Consider the following 17,635-nt stretch of genomic DNA (forward strand, 5'->3'; position numbering starts at 1 on the left):
TCCTGCTTTCCCTGGTTTTGACGCGTCGAGTTACTCGACCAGGGTAGGACTGTCCTGTCTGTCCTCAGGACGCGCCCCCCGGGATCAGGGTGTTCTCGCTGGTGCGCCCGGCCAGGAAGTCCTCGACATTGGCCAGCGTGGTGTCGATGATCTGGGAGACTGCGGTCTCGGTGAAGTAGGCCTGGTGCGAGGTGACCAGCACCTGCGGGAAGGTCATCAGCCGGGCCAGGGTGTCGTCGGTGACCACCTCCAGCGAGCGGTCGAAGAAGAACAGCCCGGTCTCCTCCTCGTAGACGTCCAGGCCCACCCCGCCGAGGCGGCCCGAGCGCAGCGACTCGACCAGGGCGGCGGTGTCGATCAGGCCGCCGCGGCTGGAGTTGATCAGCAGCGCGTCGGGCTTCATCCGGGCCAGCGCGCTGTCGTCGATCAGGTGGTGGGTGTCCGGCAGCAGCGGGACGTGCAGGCTGATCAGGTCGGACTCGGTGAGCAGCCGCTCCAGCGAGGTGTAGTCCATGCCCAGTCCGACGCAGGCCGGGTTCTCGGCGACATCCCAGCCGAGCAGGGTGGTGCCGAAGCCGTGGGCGATCCGGCTGAAGCACTCGCCGATCTTGCCGGTGCCGATGACCCCCACCGTCATCCCGTGGACGTCCCGGCCCATCAGGCCGTCCAGGCGGAAGTCGAACTCCCGGGTCCGCGACACCGCCCGGGTGATCCTCCGGTTCACCGCCATGGCCAGGGTCCAGGCGAACTCGGCGACGGAGTAGGGGGAGTAGGAGGAGACCCGGGCGACGGTCAGGCCGAGCTCGGCGGCGACGGGCAGGTCGATGTTGTTGAAGCCGGTGGAGCGCTGGGCGATCATCCTGGTCCCGCCCGCGGCCAGGATCCGCAGCGCGGTGGCGTCCAGGCCGGCGTTGACGCTGGTGCTGATGACCTCGTGGCCGGCCGCGAGCGGGGCGGTGTCGGCGTTGAGGAAGACGTCCAGGCAGTGCACCGGGTGGCGGCCCGCGAAGGCCTTCTCGATCAGGGGCTTCTCGTCGGCCTGCACACCGTACGCAAGGATCTCCATGCGGACACTGTATGACGAAGGCCCCAGACCGGACATTCCGGCTGAGGCCCCCGGTGATGGCAGGGTCCGTCAGATGACCGTCTCGGCCTCGGCGTAGCGCTCGGCCGGGACGGTCTTCAGGTCGGCGACGGCCTCGGCCAGCGGCACCAGGTTGATCTGGGTCCCCTGGAGCGCCGTGATGTGCCCGAAGGCGCCCTTGTGGACGGCCTCGACGGCGTGCCAGCCGAAGCGGGTCGCCAGCACCCTGTCGTACGCGGTGGGCGTGCCGCCGCGCTGGACGTGCCCGAGGATGACCGGCTTGGCCTCCTTGCCCAGGCGGTGCTCCAGCTCCATGGACAGCTGGGTGGCGACACCGGTGAAGCGCTCGTGGCCGTAGATGTCCACGCTGCCCTCCTCCCAGTGCATGGTGCCGGGCTCCGGCTTGGCGCCCTCGGCGCAGACCACGATGGCGAACTTCTTGCCGCGCTCGAAGCGCTCGCGCACCACCGCGGTGACCCGGTCGATGTTGAAGGGGCGTTCGGGGACGATGATGGCGTGGGCGCCCGCCGCCATGCCCGCGTGCAGCGCGATCCAGCCGGTGTGGCGGCCCATCAGCTCCACCACCATGACCCGCTGGTGCGACTCCGCGGTGGTCTTCAGCCGGTCCAGCGCCTCGGTGGCCACCGAGACCGCGGTGTCGAATCCGAAGGTGACGTCGGTGCAGGCGATGTCGTTGTCGATGGTCTTGGGCACGCCCACGATGGGCAGCCCGCCGTCGGAGAGCAGCCGGGCCGCCTTGAGGGTGCCCTCGCCGCCGATCGGGATGATCCCGTCGAGGCCGAGCTCCTCGCAGTAGGCCTTGGCCCGGGCCACGCCGTCGCGCAGATGGCTGGGCTGCACCCGGGTCGAGCCGAGGATGGTCCCGCCCTGGGCCAGGATGCCGCTGACGGAGTCCAGGGTCAGCTCGCGGTACTGGCCCTCCAGCAGGCCACGCCAGCCGTCCTCGAAGCCGATGATCTCGTCGCCGTGGTCGACCACGCCGCGGTGGACCACGGAGCGGATCACGGCGTTCAGACCGGGGCAGTCTCCGCCGCTGGTCAGCACACCAATACGCATCGCTTTGCAACTCCCGAGCAGAACCGGAACGACCGGACTTCAGCGCCCGACAACCCGCCCACCGTACAGGGCTCGGCCCACGGGGGATCGACGTGAGCGTTTCGCCTGCATGAAGGTATGGCAAATCGGACTATTTACCCCATCGTGATGATACCGCCCACCAGCCTCCGGCCAGGCTGGAGCGGACGCGGGGCGGCTCCTTCGCCGTCCCGCGCGGGGAGGGTCCTGCTCTGCGCGCCGCACGCCCCTGACGGGTGCGGCCCTGCACCCTGACGGGCGGCACACAGGTGGTGCGCCGACGACTGCGGATCGCCGGTGGCGTGCGTTACTGCGCCGGCTGCTGGACGGCCGCGATGCGCTCGGCGCGCAGCGCGTCGTACCAGGTGTTGTCGGCCGGCGGCAGTGCGCTGACGTCCAGCGCCAGCTTGATCAGCAGATCCGCCACGCTCGGGTTGCGAGCGAGGATCGGACCGTGCAGATAGGTGCCGAAGACGGTGTCCCGCCAGGCCCCCTCGGTTCCGTCGCCGGTTCCGTTGCCGCCGCCGACGGTGACCCGGGCCAGCGGTGAGACGCCCTGGCCCAGGTGGGTGATGCCCTGGTGGTTCTCGAAACCGGTCAGGGTGGGCAGGCCGAGCCGCGGGTCGGGCTCGGCCAGGATGTCGCCGACATTGCGGGCGCCCTCGCCGCGGGTGCTCCACACGTCCAGCAGGCCGAGGCCCGGGGTGCGCTGGCCCATGTCGTCGATGAACTCGTGGCCCATGATCTGGTACCCGGCGCAGACGCCCAGCACGATCGCGCCGTTCTCCACCGCCCGGCCCAGGCCCGGGTCGGCCCGGAGCCGCTCGCCGGCCAGCCGCTGCGGACGGTCCTCGCCGCCGCCCAGCAGGTAGATGTCCCCGCTGGTCGGGATCGGCTGGTCGGACCGTACGTCGATCCTGGCGACCTCCAGGCCGCGCTGGCGGGCCCGCCGCTCCACGACCAGGACGTTGCCGCGGTCACCGTAGGTGCTCAGCAGGTCCGGGTAGACCCAGACCAGGCGCAGTGCGCTCTCGCTCATGGCAGTCGATTCCTCTTCGTCAGCCGCGCACGTCGCGGCGCAGCTGCTGGAACGCGGTGTAGTTGGCGATGGCCTCGATCCGTCCGGGCGGGGCCGCGGCGACGGCCTGCGCCAGCGTCTCGACCACCTGGAAGTGCACCCCGGCGACCTCCAGCCGGACCGCCAGGTCCAGCTTGCGCTGGCCCATCACGAACACCGGGTGGCCGATCAGCCGCTCGTAGTCGACGTCCCACAGCCAGGAGGTGTCGGTGCCGTCGGCCGACAGCGCGTTCACCGAGAGGATCACCGGCGCGGGCGGCTGGTCGATCAGGGTGAAGGTCTCCAGCCAGCCGGCCGGGTTCTTCGCCAGCAGCAGCCGGACCTCGCGGCCGGCGAACTGCACCGACTCGTAGCGCCCGGCCACGGCCTGGACGCCCTGCATCCGCTGCAGCGCGATCTGCGGGTGCACCCCGAAGACCGCGGCGACGGCGGCGGAGCTGGTCGCGTTGGAGAGGTTGGCGCGGCCCGGCAGCTGCAGCTGGATCAGCCAGCCCTGCCCCTGCGGGTCCACCACGTGCTCGCCCTGCAGCGCCCAGTGCGGCTGCGGGCGGCGGAAGCCGCAGGAGGGGCAGAACCAGTCCTCGCCGGGCCGCTGCATCACGCCGCCGCAGCTGGGGCAGGACCAGGCGTCCTCGCGGTAGGCCTGCCCGGCGGCCACCCAGACCACCTTGCGGCAGGAGGACGCCGCCCAGGTGACCAGCGGGTCGTCGGCGTTGGCGATGATCACGGCCTCGCTGCCCTGCAGACCCTCGCGCCACCTCTCGGCGAGCATCCGGGTCTCCGAGGACCGGTCCAGCTGGTCCCGGGACAGGTTGAGCAGCGCGATCGCCTTGGGAGCGGTGTCATTGGCGACGCCGACCAGGTACTTCTCGTCCACCTCGATCACGCCGAAGCGCGCGTCGCTGCCGTCGGCCAGGGCCGAGGTGATCCCGGCCGGCATGTTGGCGCCCAGGGCGTTGGACACCACGGGCCCGGCCGCCTTCAGCGCCTCGGCGATCAGCCGGGTCGTGGTGGTCTTGCCGTTGGTGGCGGAGACCAGCACCACGTCCAGGTTCTCGGCCAGGCTGCGCAGCAGGTCGGGGTCGAGCCGCAGGGCGACCTTCCCGCCGATCACGGAACCGCTGCCGCGTCCGGCCGTACGCGAGACCGCAGCGGCGACCTTGCCCGCTGTCACGGCGAGCTTGGCGCGCGGGGGCAGCGTGGCCGAGGGTCCGGCCGGCTCGGGGTTCGCTGGCATCGTGGTCGCTCTCCTCCTGTGTACAGACGCGCTCAGCCTACCGGCAAGGCCGATTCCGCCAAGCAGCAGCATCACGCCTAGGCTCCTGCCCATGGCTCGAACGCGTCCCCGCATCCCCGGCAGCAGCGGCACCGTGCACCCCGTCATTCCCTGGGCCGAACCGGTTCTGCGCACCCCCTGTGCCACCGTCACCACCTTCGACGACCAGCTCGAACGGCTGGTCGAGGACCTCTTCGCCACCATGTACGCGGCGGACGGGGTGGGCCTGGCAGCCAATCAGATCGGGGTGGGTCTGCGGGTGTTCGTCTTCGACTGTCCGGACGACGAGGATGTCCGCCATCTGGGACACCTGGTCAATCCGGTCCTCGTCGAGGCCGACGGCGTCGAGGTGCGCGGCGAGGAGGGCTGCCTCTCCCTCCCCGGCCTGCGCGCCCAGACCCCCCGCCACGACCGCGCCCTGGTACGGGGTCAGGACGTCACCGGCGCCGCCCTCGAGATCGAGGGCACCGGCTTCTTCGCCCGCTGCCTCCAACACGAAACCGACCACCTCGACGGCACCGTCTTCCTGAACCGCCTCACCGGTCTGCGTGCCACCACCGCCCATCGCAAAGCCCGCCGCTCGGACTGGTACCACCCGCACACCTAGGGGCGCGGGGCTGTGCTTGATTAACTGCGCGCGCGAGAACCACCCACTACGCAGAGCCCCGAACAAACCGTCACAAACGTATTCAGTGGCCCCCCGCCGTAGGCCGCTCACCCGCCGCCGCGAGCCGCCCCCACAGCAGATCCGCGAGCGTCTGCACCATCCGCTCCCGCGGAAACGGCCGCGTCTCCAGCCACCAGTCACCCCCCGCCAGCACCATCCCGGTGATCGCCTGCCCCCACGCCGCCGCCAGCACCCAACTGTCCGGCCCCAGATCCACCTGCTCCCGCACCGCCAGCGTCAGCTCGTCCGCGATCATCCGCAGCGCCGGCGCCAGCGGCCCCGCCGGGGAGAGCCCGTCCGCCGCCGGGTCGGGGTGCACCAGGAAGCGGTACACCTGGGGCCGTGCCTCGATCGCGGCGAGGTAGGTGTCGATGACCGCCTCGACCCGGTCCCGCCGCTCCAGCTGCAGCGCCAGCGCCGCCCGTACTGCCTCCAGCAGCCCTGCCGTGTGCCGCTCGGCCAACGCCCGGTAGAGGCCGTTCTTGTCGCCGAAGTGCCGGTACAGGATCGGCTTGGTGATGCCGGCCTCCGCGGCGATGGTGTTCATGCTGGCCCGGGGCCCGTCCCGGCGCACCACCCGGTCGGCGGCGTCCAGGAGTTCGCTGCGGCGGTCGGTGGTCGGCATTCCTTGACATTCCTTACTCGTGAGTAACAGACTGGGCAGTCAGTTACCGAAGGTAACACCAGTTCCGCTCAAACCGTATGAAAACCACGCCCGACCTGCCCGGGAGCAATTGATCATGTCCAACTTCACCCTCGACCTCAACGACGACCAGATCGCCGTCCGCGACTGGCTGCACGGCTTCGCCGCCGACGTGATCCGTCCGGCCGCCGCCGAGTGGGACGAGCGCGAGGAGACGCCCTGGCCGGTCATCCAGGAGGCCGCCAAGGTCGGCATCTACTCCCTGGACTTCTTCGCCACCCAGTCCTTCGACCCCACCGGCCTCGGGATCCCGATCGCCATGGAGGAGCTGTTCTGGGGCGACGCCGGCATAGGCCTGTCGCTGGTCGGCAGCGGCCTGGCCGCCATCGGCGTGGTCGCCAACGGGACGCCGGAGCAGGTCGGCCTGTGGGCCCCGCAGATGTTCGGCACCCCGGACGACGTCAAGGTCGCCGCGTTCTGCTCCTCCGAGCCCGACGCCGGTTCGGACGTCGCCGCGATGCGCACCCGCGCGGTCTACGACGAGGCCAAGGACGAGTGGGTGCTCAACGGCACCAAGACCTGGGCCACCAACGGCGGCATCGCTCACGTCCACGTCGTCGTCGCCTCGGTCGACCCCTCGCTGGGCGCCCGCGGCCAGGCCTCCTTCGTGGTCCCGCCGAACACCCCCGGCCTGAGCCAGGGCCAGAAGTTCAAGAAGCACGGCATCCGCGCCTCGCACACCGCCGAGGTGGTCCTGGACAACGTCCGGATCCCCGGCGACTGCCTGCTCGGCGGCAAGGACAAGCTGGACGAGCGGCTGGCCCGGGCCCGCGAGCGCGCCGCCGCGGCGGCCCGGGGCGAGCGCACCGAGAAGGTGAAGAACGCCGCCATGGCCACCTTCGAGGCCTCCCGGCCCGCCGTCGGCGCCCAGGCCGTGGGCGTGGCCAGGGCCGCCTACGAGGTGGCGCTGGAGTACGCCAAGACCCGCGAGCAGTTCGGCCGTCCCATCATCGACAACCAGGGCATCGCCTTCACCATCGCCGACATGCGCACCCGCATCGACGCCGCCCGGCTGCTGGTCTGGCGGGCCTCCTGGATGGCCAGCAACAACAAGCCGTTCACCTCCGCCGAGGGCTCGATGTCCAAGCTCTACGCCGGCGAGACGGCCAAGTGGGTCACCGCCCAGGCCATCCAGATCCTCGGCGGCAACGGCTTCACCCGCGAGTACCCGGTCGAGCGGATGCACCGCGACAGCGCCATCTTCACCATCTTCGAGGGCACCAGCGAGATCCAGCGCCTGGTCATCGCCCGCACCCTCTCCGGCCTGCCGATCCGCTAAGTTCGCTGAGAGCGCTGGGCGTCCTCCAGCATCGTCTTGAGCGAGGAGAGGATCATCACCCAGCCGCTGCTGATCCCCGCCAGCATGGTGCTCTCCGGGGTGTCGAAGCCGTCGTGGGTGAGCGTCAGCCGCACCCCGAGGGTGGGGTTCTCGGCCGGTTCGATGTCGAAGGAGACCTTCGACTTCTCGGTGTGGGCCGCCTTGAACTCCGCCTCCGAGGCGAAGAGTTCACGGTGCATCGGCAGCACCCGGTGCCAGCTGTAGGCGAGCCGCCGGCCCGGCTCGGCGGCGATCACATGCTGGTCGAGGTCCTCGTACACCCCGCCGGGACCCATCTTCCAGAGCACCGGGGAGCCGACCCGCCAGTCGGACTTGGGTCCCCAGCCGCCGAAGTACTGCTGGGCCGCCTCGGCGTCGGTCAGCGCCTCGTAGAGGCGCTCCGGGGAGGTCCGGATGTAGATCTGGTAGACGAACTCGGTTGCGCTCATGGGCTGACCTGACTCCTTCGGTGACGTGGTCCCGGCGTTCGGACATCGAGCTCCGGGCGACAGGCTCAGACCGGGACGCCCTCGGGCTCCGCGGAGCCGGCCGAGGTACGGGTGGTCTCCGTCGCCGCCTCCGCTCCGTCCAGCGGTGCGGCGACCGCGCGCCACCAGGGGCGGAAGTCGGTGCCGGCGGCGGGTTCGAACGGTTCGCCGGGGCGCGGGGTGGCCACCGTGTGCCCGAGCGGCACGGCCGCGGCCAGGGTGCGCTCGATCGGCTCCTCCCAGGCGTGCGGTGCCAGGTCGAAGGTGCACCAGTGGATCGGCAGCAGCACCGAGCCGCTCTCGCCGGTCAGGTCGCCGTGGGCGCGGACGCCCTCCTCCGGGGTCATGTGCACCTCCGGCCAGAACTCGCTGTAGGCGCCGACCTGGACCATGGTGGCGTCGAAGGGGCCGTGTTGGGCCCCGATCGCGGCGAAGCCGGGGAAGTAGCCGGTGTCGCCGCTGTGGAAGACCCGGTGGTCACCTCCCTGGACCACCCAGGAGGCCCACAGCTGGTAGCGGCTGGTCCGCGGCCCGCGGCTGCAGTAGTGCCGGGCCGGGGTCGCGGTGAGGGTGAGCCCGGCGATCCGCGCGGACTCGTTCCAGTCGAGCTCGGTGATCCGGTCCGCAGGCACGCCCCAGTGCTCCAGGTGGGCGCCGACCCCCAGCGGGACGGCGAAGTCCGCGCCGGAGCGGACCAGTGCCCGGATCGCGTGCATGTCCAGGTGGTCGTAGTGGTCGTGCGAGACCACGACCACGTCGATCGGGCCGAGCTCGGCCAGCGGCAGCGGTGCGGGGTGCAGCCGACGCGGTCCGAACCCGGCGAAGGGGGAGCAGCGCTCGCCCCAGACCGGGTCGAACAGCACCCGCCGCCCGCCGATCTCGGCGAGCACCGTGGCGTGCCCCATCCAGGTGAGTCGCAGCCCGCTCGCCGGCGGCACGTCCAGCTCGGCCCCGGTGAGCCGGTGCACCGGCACGGTCTCGGCCGGCCGGGTCCGCTTCTTGGCCAGCCCCACCCGCAGAGCCCCCGGGAACGCCCCGTCGGCCAGCCGCCGGGTGGGGACGGGGTTGCGGAACGCGCCGTCCACGAAGTTGGGGGAGCGGCGGATCCGCGCCAGCCGCTCCCCGGTCGGCTCCGCGCCGAACGCCGCGGGACGCAGATCAGCGATGCGTGCGTAGCGTGCGTACCAGGGGCCGGAACCGGGCACAGCGCCTCCTAGGACGAGGAATCCATGATTCCCGGGAAGCGTACCCGCGGCCCGCCGCCGCGGCTCGGCAGTCGTCAGGCGTAGAAGCGGGTGATGGTGTCGGCGACGCAGTGCGGCTTGCCGCCGTCCTTGCCGCTGATGGTCACCCGGATCACGGCCTGGACCCCGCCGGTCACCTCGGTGACGGACACCAGTTCGGCGGTCGCCCGGATGGTGGAGCCGACCGGCACCGGAGCCGGGAAACGGACCTTGTCCGAGCCGTAGTTGACGGCCATCTGGATGCTGCCCTCGATGCTGTAGCACTCCTTGACCAGCACCGGGATCAGCGACAGCGTCAGATAGCCGTGCGCGATGGTGGTCCCGAACGGGCCCTCCGCAGCGCGCTCGGGGTCCACATGGATCCACTGGTGGTCGCCGGTGGCCTCGGCGAAGAGGTTGATCCGCTCCTGGTCGATGGTGAGCCACTCGCTGCTGCCCAGCTCGGTGCCCACGGCCGCGGTGAACTCGGCGAGCGATGCGAAAGCCGCCATGCTGACACTCCTCCTGCAGGTCCGGTGTTGGGTGGAGGCTACAGCTACTGGCGGGTCACTTCTCCGCCGACCCCGTCTCCAGCCGCAGGCCGCTGATCAGCTCGGGCACCAGCCGCAGCCCGGTACCGTCCTTGGTCGCCCGGGCGGTGCCGTGCACCATCACCGAGACGCTCGCCGCGTCGTAGGGCCCCCGGTCGGCGGCGTCTTGAGGTGCGGCGTCTTGATGCGCGGCGTCTTGATGTGCACTGTCCACCTGGAACGCGACGACGGTGCCGTCCAGGTCGGCGGCCAGGCCGCTGCCGTCGGGGGTGGTGACGGTCAGCGCGCCGGAGAAGTCCAGGTCGAAGCGGACCGGCAGCACCACCGGCAGCGCGTGGCGGGTGTAGACGATCCGGCCCAGCGAGCCGAGCGAGCCGCGGGCGAGCAGGCGCAGGCATTCGTCGGCACTGAGCGTCGTGTGCGGGGTCCGGGGAAGGTCGATCGGGTCCATGGCTTCGAGTCTGCGGTCGGAAACTTGTCGGGGGTAGGGCACATAGTCCCGGTCAGTAGTGGGAAAGGGGCATCCGTTGATGGGGGGCAGTGGGCATGGTGGTGGAGTTGGTGCTGCTGGGGGCGGAGTGCCCCGAGGAACGTGCCTTCGCGGGATCGATCGGGGCGGCCGCAGGGGGCGAGCTGTTCGCGCGGGTGGTGACGGGAGCGATGTTCGACGCGGGGGCGGGGCGCTGCCAGGTCACCGCGATTCCGCCGGACGCGGACGCGAACATGCTGCTCACCGCGGTCAAGGAGGCCGTGGAACGGGACAGCAGGCTGCTGGTCGTCTATCTGGGCGGCCAGTTCACCTGGGACGTCCGGCGCCGGCGCCCGGTGCTGGTCACCGCGGGCAGCGGGCGTGACAACGCGCACGGCCGCGGTCTGGCCTGGGACTGGGTGGTCAGCGCGCTGGCGCACGGCGCGGGGGCGGCCCGGGGCGAGTCGCTGCTGGTGGTCGACGCCGTCGTCGGCGCCGAGGCCTGGGCGAGTGCCGCCTTCGACGCGGTCGGCGTCCGGCTCTGGGGACGGCTCCAGCCGTACGCGCCGCCGCGCTGGGGCCGGTCCGGGTCCGCGGGGGCGGTCACCGGGGTCGGCGCGGTGACGGCCACGGCGGGAGGCTTCTCCGCGCTGCTGGACCAGGCGGTACGGCAGGGACTGCCGGGCCAGCCCGCGGTGCTGGACCCCGCGGCGCTGCACAGCACCCTGGAGGCCCGGGACACCCCCGGTTCGCGCTGGCTGGGTCCCCCGGCCGCGTCCAGGCTGCTGCTGCGCAACCGCGCGGTGCTACGGGGGGTACTGCGGGAGACCAGTGGGGAACAGCCGTACGGAAGTGATTGACGTGCACATTTCGTTAACGAGAAAATCAGCCACACTCAGGACATGACAGCAAACGAGTAATAGTGTGCTGATTCATCGCCACCTGGGGAGTACGCGGCGAGGGGGCATCAATGCGACACATGGGTAGGACGTTGCGGTGTGGTGCCGCGATCGCCGCTGCCGCCGCTTCGGCCACGCCGGTTCTCGCCGCCTGCTCGTCGGGCGGCACCGTGCAGACGCTGCCGAGCACGGCGCAGACCGCTGCGCTGGCGCCCTCCGCCGGGGTCTCGCTGCAGGCCGCGGCCTCGGCGCTGCCGAGCAGCACCACGGCGGTGCTGGTGCTGCGCGCCTACGCGGGGTACTGGGCGGCTCAGGTCAAGGCGCTGGACAGCGGAGTGGTCACCGGGAGCGGTTTGCAGACGTACTCCACCGGGACGGCACTGAGCGGCGCGTACACGGACTCCCAACGGCTGAACCAGGCCGGACTGCTGATGTCGGGGGCCCCGCGCAACAACCCGGCGGTGACCGGAATCGGCACCGTCGCCCCGTCCAGCGGGGTGCAGAGCGCGACCGTCCAGGACTGCCTGGACATCACCGACTGGCACCAGATCGACCAGAAGACACGTCAACTGCGCGATCCGGCCCAGCGGCTGACGCGCTACCGGGTGACCGCGACGGCACGAACGGTGGGGGGTGTCTGGATGATCTCCGAAGTCCGTGAAGACACAGGGCAGTCATGCTGAGGGCAGCCGGACCGGGGCCACAGGCCCCGACGGTCCGTCACCGGCGCTGGGCGGCCCTGCTCGCCGCCCTGGTCTTCGCCCTGTCCTCGCCACTGTGGCTGCACAGCCCGCGCGCGGCGGCAGCCACCAGCGGGCCGTGCGCCGTCGACTGGCTCTGCGTCGGCGCCAGCACACCGCCCTCGCCGGGTTCCACCGGGGGCGGCGGGGGAGGGGGCGGCGGCGCGAACATCTGCACGTACGGCGGCAAGGTCGTCGACTGCAGCAACCAGTACGGCGCGCTGGATCCCCAGGACGGCTGCTACTACATGGAGGTGCAGCCGCAGCCGCCGGCCGGCGACCCGCTCTGGGCGGGCCACGCGCCGGGCGCGGGAGCCATCTACCTCCGTACCTGCTCCAACCAGGCCGCAGGCGACTCCGTGGAGATCTATCTGGCCGGCGCTCCGCCGGTCGCGCAAGGGGTGAACCCCGGCGTGCTGGCCAGGCAGGCGTGGGACGCGGTCCAACGCGGTCGCCCGGTCGTGCGCACCGCCCCCGGCGGGACCGCTCTGGTGGGAGCACCGATCTGGCTGTGGATCGAGAGGGGGAACAACGCCTGGGCCGGCGCCGGCGGCAAGATCATCCGAATCGCGAGCAAGGACGGGATCTGGGTGAAGCTGGAGGCGTGGTCCACCGGGATCACCTGGAACATGGGCGACGGCGGGTCGGTGGGCTGCACCGGCGACAATCCGGGGACCCCCTACAACGTGTCGGACGGCAGCAATCCCTCACCCGACTGCGGCTACACCTACCGGCAGCCCTCGGCGAACCAGCCCGGACAGCTCTACGCCATCACCGCCACCGTCGCCTGGCACGTCCACTGGTCGTCGAACGTCCTCGGCTTCGGCGGGGATTTCGACGCCGACTCCATCGCCGGACCGGCGACCACCCTGCGGGTCGACGAGCTCCAGGTACTCAACCAGCCCACGAAGAACTCCTGAGAGGCGACCGCACGGTGGATACCCCGACCGGGCCGCTCACGGCCACCCGCCCACCGCTCGCCACGGGCGCCCCCGCCCCCTACCGGATCGGCGGAGCCCGTCGCCGGCGGCCGGCCGTGCTCGCGCTCGCGGTCGCGCTGATCGCCGCCGGCGGCCTCGGCGGCGCCGCGCTCTACACGGCGACCGGCAAACGCGTCGCCGTCATCGCCCTGGCCCGCAACGTCCCGGCCGGACAGGCGATCACCAGCGCCGATCTGACGGAGGCCCACATCCCGCTGGACCCGGCGCTCAAGCCCCTCTCCGTCAACAGCAGGGTGGTCGGGCTGCGCGCCACCGCCGACCTCAAGGCCGGCACCCTGCTCACCAGCGGCGACCTCACCAACGCGCCGCTGGTGCAGTCCGGCCAGCAGGTGGTGGGCGTCGCCACCAAGCACACCCAGCTCCCGGCCGTGAAACTGCAGCCCGGCACCAGGATCGTGCTGGTGGCCACCCCGTCCGCGGCCGGCAACTCGTCGTCGGGGAACGGCTCGTCCTCCGCGAACGCCCTGAGCGCGCTGACCGCGACCGTTGTCGACATCGGGACGCCGGACACCGACGGCACGGTCGTCGTGGACCTCGCCGTCCCGTCCGCCCAGGGCGCGGCCGTCGCCGACCTCGCGGCGAGCGGGAAGTTCGCCCTGTTGCTGGCAGCCCAGGGGAGCGGCTGATGGCAGTCGTCGCGATCAGCGGAGGCCCCGGCGCCCCGGGGGCCACCACCACGGCCCTGGCGCTGCTGCTGGCCTGGCCACTCGCCGAGGGCCGCCGGGCGGTCCTGCTGGAATGCGACCCGGACGGCGGCGCAGTCCTCGCCGGGGCCCTCGAAGGCCGACTGGACGCCGGGTACGGACTGCGCCACCTCGCCGTCGCCGACCGACGCGGGCGACTGGCCGAGACACTGTGGGAGCAACTCGTCGACCTCTCCACGGACGGCGCCGGCAACCGGCTGCTGCTTCCCGGTCTCACCGACCCCGCCCAGGCCCCCGGCCTCGCCTACACCTGGGAGCCGCTGGTGGCGGCCTGTCACGACCTGGACGCGGCCGGCTGCGACGTCATCGTCGACCTGGGCCGCAACGGCGCCCACGGCCCCTCCGCGCCGCTGGCCCGGCGCGCCGACGCGGTCCTGGTCACGGTGCGCACCACGCTGCGCGGGCTGAGCGCGGCCCGGCCGAGGGTGGCCGCGCTGGCGGGCGACCTGGACGCGAACGGCACCGGCTCCGACGCTCTGGGGCTGATCCTGGTGCACGAGGGCCCGTACGCGGCGGCCGAGGTCGGCCGGGCGCTCGGCGCACCGGTGCTGGGGCTGCTGCCGTACGAACCGCGCAGCGCGCGGGTGCTGTCCGACGGCGGCGACAGCGGCGACCGGCGGTTCGTCCGCTCGGCGCTGATGCGCGCGGTGCGCTCGACGGCCGACGAGGTCCGGCTGCTGACGGGCCGCCGGCGACTGCGGCTCGGCACCTCCGCACCGGCCCCCGCGCCGCAGGCCGCTCCGTTCCCGCAGCCCGAGCCCCAACCCCAGCCTGCGGCTCACCCGCAGCACCAGCAGCAACCGCAGCCTCAACCCGCCCCGCTCGCGGGCTTCGCGCCGCGCCAGCCCGTACCGCAGCCGTTCGCGCCGCAGACGCCGGGCGGCCCCACCGGCCCCGGCCAGGAGGTGGAGCCGCGCTGGAGAACGGACACCGGCACGCAGCCCCGGCACGCCGCGACGCCCAGCGGAGGTGCACGATGACCTCCCGTCACGCAGCGCCGTTGAACGGCAACGGCTCCGGACCCGCCAACGGCAGCGGCTTCGGCGCCTGGTCGCCGACCGCAGTCCAGCACCCGGTGCTGCCCGCGCCGGTACCGCCGTCCCCCGCCTCGGCGGTCCCGCCCACCGTCTCCCCGTTCGCGGCCGCCCCCGCTCCCGACCCGCAGGTCGCCCGCGTCCTCAAGCGGCAGGTCGCCTCCGAACTGCACGAGCAGCTCGCCCTGCTCGACGACCAGCGCGGCGCCGCCGCCGACCCGGCCACCAGGCGCCAGCGCGGCCGCGCGCTGATCGAGGACGCCGTCGCCCGCTGGTCCGACACCTACGCCCTCACCCACGGAGCGCCGCCGACCCGCGAGGAGGACCGCGCCCTCGCCGAGGCGGTCTACGACCTGCTGTTCCGGGCCGGCCGGCTGCAGCCCTACCTGGACGACCCGGAGATCGAGAACATCCTGGTCAACGGCTGCGACGACGTCTGGATCTCACGGGCCCACCAGCCGCTGCGGCAGGTGCCGCCGGTCGCCGACAGCGACGAGGAACTCATCGAGCTGCTCCAGGACCTGGCGCGCCGTCACGGCGGCGGCGAACGTAGCCTCTCCACGTCCAGCCCCACCCTGGCCCTGCGGCTGGAAGGAGGCATGCGGCTCCAGGCCATGACCGGGGTCACCCCCCGCCCCTATGTCGCGATCCGGCGCCACCGCATCGCCAGCGCCACCCTCGGCGACATGGTCGCCATGGGCACCATCGACAGCACCCTCGCCGCCTTCCTCGCCGCCGCGATCCGGGCCCGCAAGAACGTCATGATCACCGGCACCCAAGGTGTCGGCAAGACCAGCCTGCTGCGCGCCATGGCCGGCGAGATCCCCCCGGACGAGCGGGTCGGCACCCTGGAGTCCGAGTACGAGCTGTGGCTGCACACCCTGGGCCATCTGCGTCAGGTCGTCCCGATGGAGGCCCGCGAGGGCAACGGTGAACGCGTCGACGGCCGCTCCGCGGGCGAGCTGACGATCGGTGAGCTGATCCCCGCGGCCCTGCGGATGACGCTCACCCGCATCATCGTCGGCGAGGTCCGCTCCGCCGAGGTCGTCCCCATGCTCCGGGTGATGACCAACGGCGAGGGCGGCTCGATGTGCACCCTGCACGCCCGCACCCCGCACATGGTCATCGACCGCATCGCCGAACTCTGCCTGGAGTACGGCTCGCAGATGACCGACACCCTCGCCTACCGGCTCACCGCCAACGCCCTGGACTTCGTCGTCCACGTCACCATGGTCGACGAGACGCCCATCGGCGGCCGGCGGCACCGCTTCGTCTCGCACGTCCTGGAGGTCGTCGGCATGGGGGAGAGCGGCCGTCCGGCCCTGAACAGCATCTTCGGCCCGAGAGGAGCGGAGGAACGGGCCGTCCCGCAGACCCCGCCGGCCTGCCTGGACGACCTGCGCCGGGTCGGCTTCGACGCCCGGCTGCTGGACTCCCCGCACGGGTCCTGGGGCCGGCCGCTGGACCTTCGGATCACGGCCGGAGGTGCGAGGTGACGCTGCTCTACATGCTCTGCGGCGCCGCCGTGGTGGCCGGGCTGGTCGCGCTGGTCTGGTTCCTGCGCGGCAGCGAGCCCAGGCCGGAGCAGTACCGGCCGGGACCGAGCCGCTCCGAACGGCTGGCCGAGGACCTGTCCCGGCGGCGGATCCAGATCGGCATCGCGGTGGCGGCCGGCGCCGGGGCCTGGCTCTACACCGGCGTCCCGCTGACGGCGCTGCTGCTGCCCGCGCTGGTCTTCCTGGTCCCCTGGCTGCTCGCCTCCACCCGCTCCCACACCGGCCGCATCGAGCAGTTGGAGGCACTGGCCGAATGGACCCAGCGGATCGCCGACGTGCTGCTCCTCGGCGTCGGTCTGGAACAGGCCATCGTCACCAGCCGCCGCACCGCCCCCGCCGCGCTGGAGCGCCAGATCACCGACCTGGTCGGACGGCTCCAGTCCCGCTGGACCCCGGAGGACGCGCTGCGCGCCTTCGCCGACGAGCTCAACGACTCCACCGCGGACAAGGTCCTGGCGGCCCTGCTGCTGCGCGCCGCCGACCGGGGACCCGGCCTCGCGAGCGCGCTCGCCGACCTCGCCGAGTCGGTGCGCGAGGAGGTGCGGCAACGCCGCGCCATCGAGGCGGACCGGGCCAAGCACCGGGCCACGGTGCGCTGGATGGTGATGATCATCCTGGGAGTGATCGGGGTCGGCTCGCTGAACCGCGCCTACACCGCGCCGTACCGGACCCCGCTCGGGCAGCTGGTGCTGGTACTGATCGCGATGGCGTTCTTCGCGGTGATCTGGTGGATGCGCAGCCTCGCCAGCCACAAGCCCACCCCGCGGTTCCTGGAAGCGGACCGGCGCAGCAGCACCGGTCGCGCGCCCACCGCCTCTCTGCCGGAGGCTGAACTGCCCGCCGACCTGGCCCCGAGCGAGGTGCCCTGATGCTCACCTGGCTCATCGTCGCCGGAGCCGCCCTCGGCATCGGCATCGCCGTCCTGGCGTCCGAACTGCGCCCGGCGCCACCGGACCTGAGCTCGGCCCTGGAACGGCTGCACCGCGAACCGGTCCGGCCCCGGGCCCAAGATGCCGATGCTGATCTGGGTGAGCGCATCGGCCGCAGGCTGCTCGGTCTGCCGGGCGTGCGGATTCCGACCCGGGAGCTGTCGCTGATCGGGCGCACCCCGGCCCGCTTCATGGGGCACAAGGCGATGTTCGCGCTGCTGGGTCTGTTGCTGCCGCCACTGATGCAGTTCGGCTACGGCGCGATGGGCGGCACGCTGCCGATCGCCGTGCCGGTGCTGGGTTCACTGCTGCTCGCGGCCGGGTTCTGGTTCCTCCCCGACGTTATCGTGCGCAGCGAGGCCAAGGAAGCGCGGATCGAGTACCTGCACGGGATCGCCGCCTACCTGGAACTCGTCGCCCTGGAACGGGCCGCCGACTGCGGCCCCGCCGAGGCGCTGCACAGGGCCGCCCGGGTGGGCAGGGGCACCGTCTTCCTCCGACTTTCCGACACTTTGGACCGGGCCGCGCTGGACCGTTTGCCGCCCTGGGACGGACTGGAGACCCTCTCGGCGGAACTGGAACTGACGCCCCTTCAGGATCTCGCCGACATCATGAGGATCTCCGGCACCGACGGAGCCGCCGTCTACCGCGCGCTGCGCGCCCGGGCCCGCAATCTGCGCGCCGAACTGCTCACGGACGACCTGGACCAGGCGAATGTCGACAGCGAACGCATGGTCGCGCCCGGCTCCGCGCTCGTCACCCTGATGACCGCTCTGATCGCATTTCCCGCTCTCTACCAGATGCTCCACGGAGGTTGATC

General features: G+C 72.2%; 19 protein-coding genes. 10 read left to right on the top strand and 9 right to left on the bottom strand.

Annotation, left to right across the window (positions count from 1 at the left end; genetic code table 11):
• Nucleotides 1–64: 64 nt before the first annotated feature.
• From ABH941_RS10105 to ABH941_RS10120, 4 genes are all read right to left on the bottom strand, one after another.
• Nucleotides 65–1,066 (bottom strand): 2-hydroxyacid dehydrogenase, encoded by a 1,002-nt coding sequence (locus ABH941_RS10105; RefSeq protein WP_370128361.1) that lies wholly within the window; start codon nt 1,064–1,066, stop codon nt 65–67.
• Nucleotides 1,067–1,135: 69 nt separating this feature from the next.
• A complete protein-coding gene (locus ABH941_RS10110) occupies nt 1,136–2,161 on the bottom strand; it encodes a 6-phosphofructokinase (RefSeq protein ID WP_133996333.1) in 1,026 nt (341 codons plus the stop codon).
• A 325-nt stretch (nt 2,162–2,486) separates the two neighbouring features.
• Nucleotides 2,487–3,218, bottom strand: a complete 732-nt coding sequence (locus ABH941_RS10115) for a type 1 glutamine amidotransferase (protein WP_133996331.1) — start codon at nt 3,216–3,218, stop codon at nt 2,487–2,489.
• Between the two features lie 19 nt (nt 3,219–3,237).
• Complete coding sequence (locus tag ABH941_RS10120) at nt 3,238–4,494, bottom strand: MurT ligase domain-containing protein (RefSeq protein WP_370128362.1); 1,257 nt, start codon at nt 4,492–4,494, stop codon at nt 3,238–3,240.
• Between the two features lie 91 nt (nt 4,495–4,585).
• Here ABH941_RS10120 and def point away from each other — a divergent pair, with 91 nt between their 5' ends.
• Entirely contained in the window at nt 4,586–5,140 is a 555-nt protein-coding gene (gene def, locus ABH941_RS10125; RefSeq protein ID WP_370128363.1) for a peptide deformylase, read from the top strand.
• Nucleotides 5,141–5,222: 82 nt separating this feature from the next.
• On the opposite strand, the gene ABH941_RS10130 is transcribed toward def, so the two are convergent.
• Nucleotides 5,223–5,825, bottom strand: coding sequence for a TetR family transcriptional regulator (locus ABH941_RS10130; RefSeq protein WP_370128365.1), 603 nt, complete (start codon nt 5,823–5,825; stop codon nt 5,223–5,225).
• Between the two features lie 115 nt (nt 5,826–5,940).
• On the opposite strand from ABH941_RS10130, the gene ABH941_RS10135 reads away from it, so the two are divergent.
• Complete coding sequence (locus tag ABH941_RS10135) at nt 5,941–7,182, top strand: acyl-CoA dehydrogenase family protein (RefSeq protein WP_133996323.1); 1,242 nt, start codon at nt 5,941–5,943, stop codon at nt 7,180–7,182.
• Here ABH941_RS10135 and ABH941_RS10140 read toward each other — a convergent pair.
• The 4 genes from ABH941_RS10140 to ABH941_RS10155 all read right to left on the bottom strand — a co-directional run bounded on the left by ABH941_RS10140 (nt 7,179) and on the right by ABH941_RS10155 (nt 9,934).
• Entirely contained in the window at nt 7,179–7,670 is a 492-nt protein-coding gene (locus tag ABH941_RS10140) for an SRPBCC family protein (protein ID WP_370128366.1), read from the bottom strand. The genes ABH941_RS10135 and ABH941_RS10140 overlap by 4 nt on opposite strands.
• A 65-nt stretch (nt 7,671–7,735) precedes the next feature.
• A complete protein-coding gene (locus ABH941_RS10145; protein ID WP_370128367.1) occupies nt 7,736–8,914 on the bottom strand; it encodes an MBL fold metallo-hydrolase in 1,179 nt (392 codons plus the stop codon).
• Nucleotides 8,915–8,988: 74 nt separating this feature from the next.
• Complete coding sequence (locus ABH941_RS10150; protein WP_370128368.1) at nt 8,989–9,444, bottom strand: MaoC family dehydratase; 456 nt, start codon at nt 9,442–9,444, stop codon at nt 8,989–8,991.
• Nucleotides 9,445–9,499: 55 nt separating this feature from the next.
• Nucleotides 9,500–9,934, bottom strand: coding sequence for a pyridoxamine 5'-phosphate oxidase family protein (locus ABH941_RS10155; RefSeq protein WP_370128369.1), 435 nt, complete (start codon nt 9,932–9,934; stop codon nt 9,500–9,502).
• Between the two features lie 95 nt (nt 9,935–10,029).
• Between ABH941_RS10155 and ABH941_RS10160 the strand changes: the two genes are divergently transcribed.
• From ABH941_RS10160 to ABH941_RS10195, 8 genes are all read left to right on the top strand, one after another.
• Nucleotides 10,030–10,812: a hypothetical protein gene (locus ABH941_RS10160; RefSeq protein WP_370128370.1), complete on the top strand. Its 783-nt coding sequence runs from the start codon at nt 10,030–10,032 to the stop codon at nt 10,810–10,812.
• 119 nt (nt 10,813–10,931) lie between these two features.
• Nucleotides 10,932–11,534 (top strand): hypothetical protein, encoded by a 603-nt coding sequence (locus ABH941_RS10165; protein ID WP_370128371.1) that lies wholly within the window; start codon nt 10,932–10,934, stop codon nt 11,532–11,534.
• Nucleotides 11,528–12,511, top strand: coding sequence for a hypothetical protein (locus ABH941_RS10170; RefSeq protein ID WP_370128372.1), 984 nt, complete (start codon nt 11,528–11,530; stop codon nt 12,509–12,511). The genes ABH941_RS10165 and ABH941_RS10170 overlap by 7 nt, the downstream gene beginning before the upstream one ends.
• Nucleotides 12,512–12,525: 14 nt before the next feature.
• Nucleotides 12,526–13,218 carry an SAF domain-containing protein gene (locus tag ABH941_RS10175; protein WP_370128374.1) on the top strand — a complete coding sequence of 231 codons (693 nt, stop codon included), beginning with the start codon at nt 12,526–12,528 and terminating at the stop codon, nt 13,216–13,218.
• Nucleotides 13,218–14,276: a hypothetical protein gene (locus ABH941_RS10180; RefSeq protein ID WP_370128376.1), complete on the top strand. Its 1,059-nt coding sequence runs from the start codon at nt 13,218–13,220 to the stop codon at nt 14,274–14,276. The genes ABH941_RS10175 and ABH941_RS10180 overlap by 1 nt, the downstream gene beginning before the upstream one ends.
• The gene (locus ABH941_RS10185; RefSeq protein WP_370128378.1) at nt 14,273–15,826 is read left to right on the top strand and encodes a CpaF family protein; all 1,554 of its coding nucleotides are present in this window, start codon (nt 14,273–14,275) and stop codon (nt 15,824–15,826) included. The genes ABH941_RS10180 and ABH941_RS10185 overlap by 4 nt, the downstream gene beginning before the upstream one ends.
• Nucleotides 15,823–16,755, top strand: a complete 933-nt coding sequence (locus tag ABH941_RS10190; protein ID WP_370128379.1) for a type II secretion system F family protein — start codon at nt 15,823–15,825, stop codon at nt 16,753–16,755. Before ABH941_RS10185 ends, ABH941_RS10190 begins: the two co-directional genes overlap by 4 nt.
• The gene (locus tag ABH941_RS10195) at nt 16,755–17,633 is read left to right on the top strand and encodes a hypothetical protein (RefSeq protein WP_370128381.1); all 879 of its coding nucleotides are present in this window, start codon (nt 16,755–16,757) and stop codon (nt 17,631–17,633) included. Before ABH941_RS10190 ends, ABH941_RS10195 begins: the two co-directional genes overlap by 1 nt.
• Nucleotides 17,634–17,635: the final 2 nt, after the last annotated feature.

This window comes from Streptacidiphilus sp. EB103A, from assembly GCF_041261405.1.
GTDB lineage: Bacteria > Actinomycetota > Actinomycetes > Streptomycetales > Streptomycetaceae > Streptacidiphilus.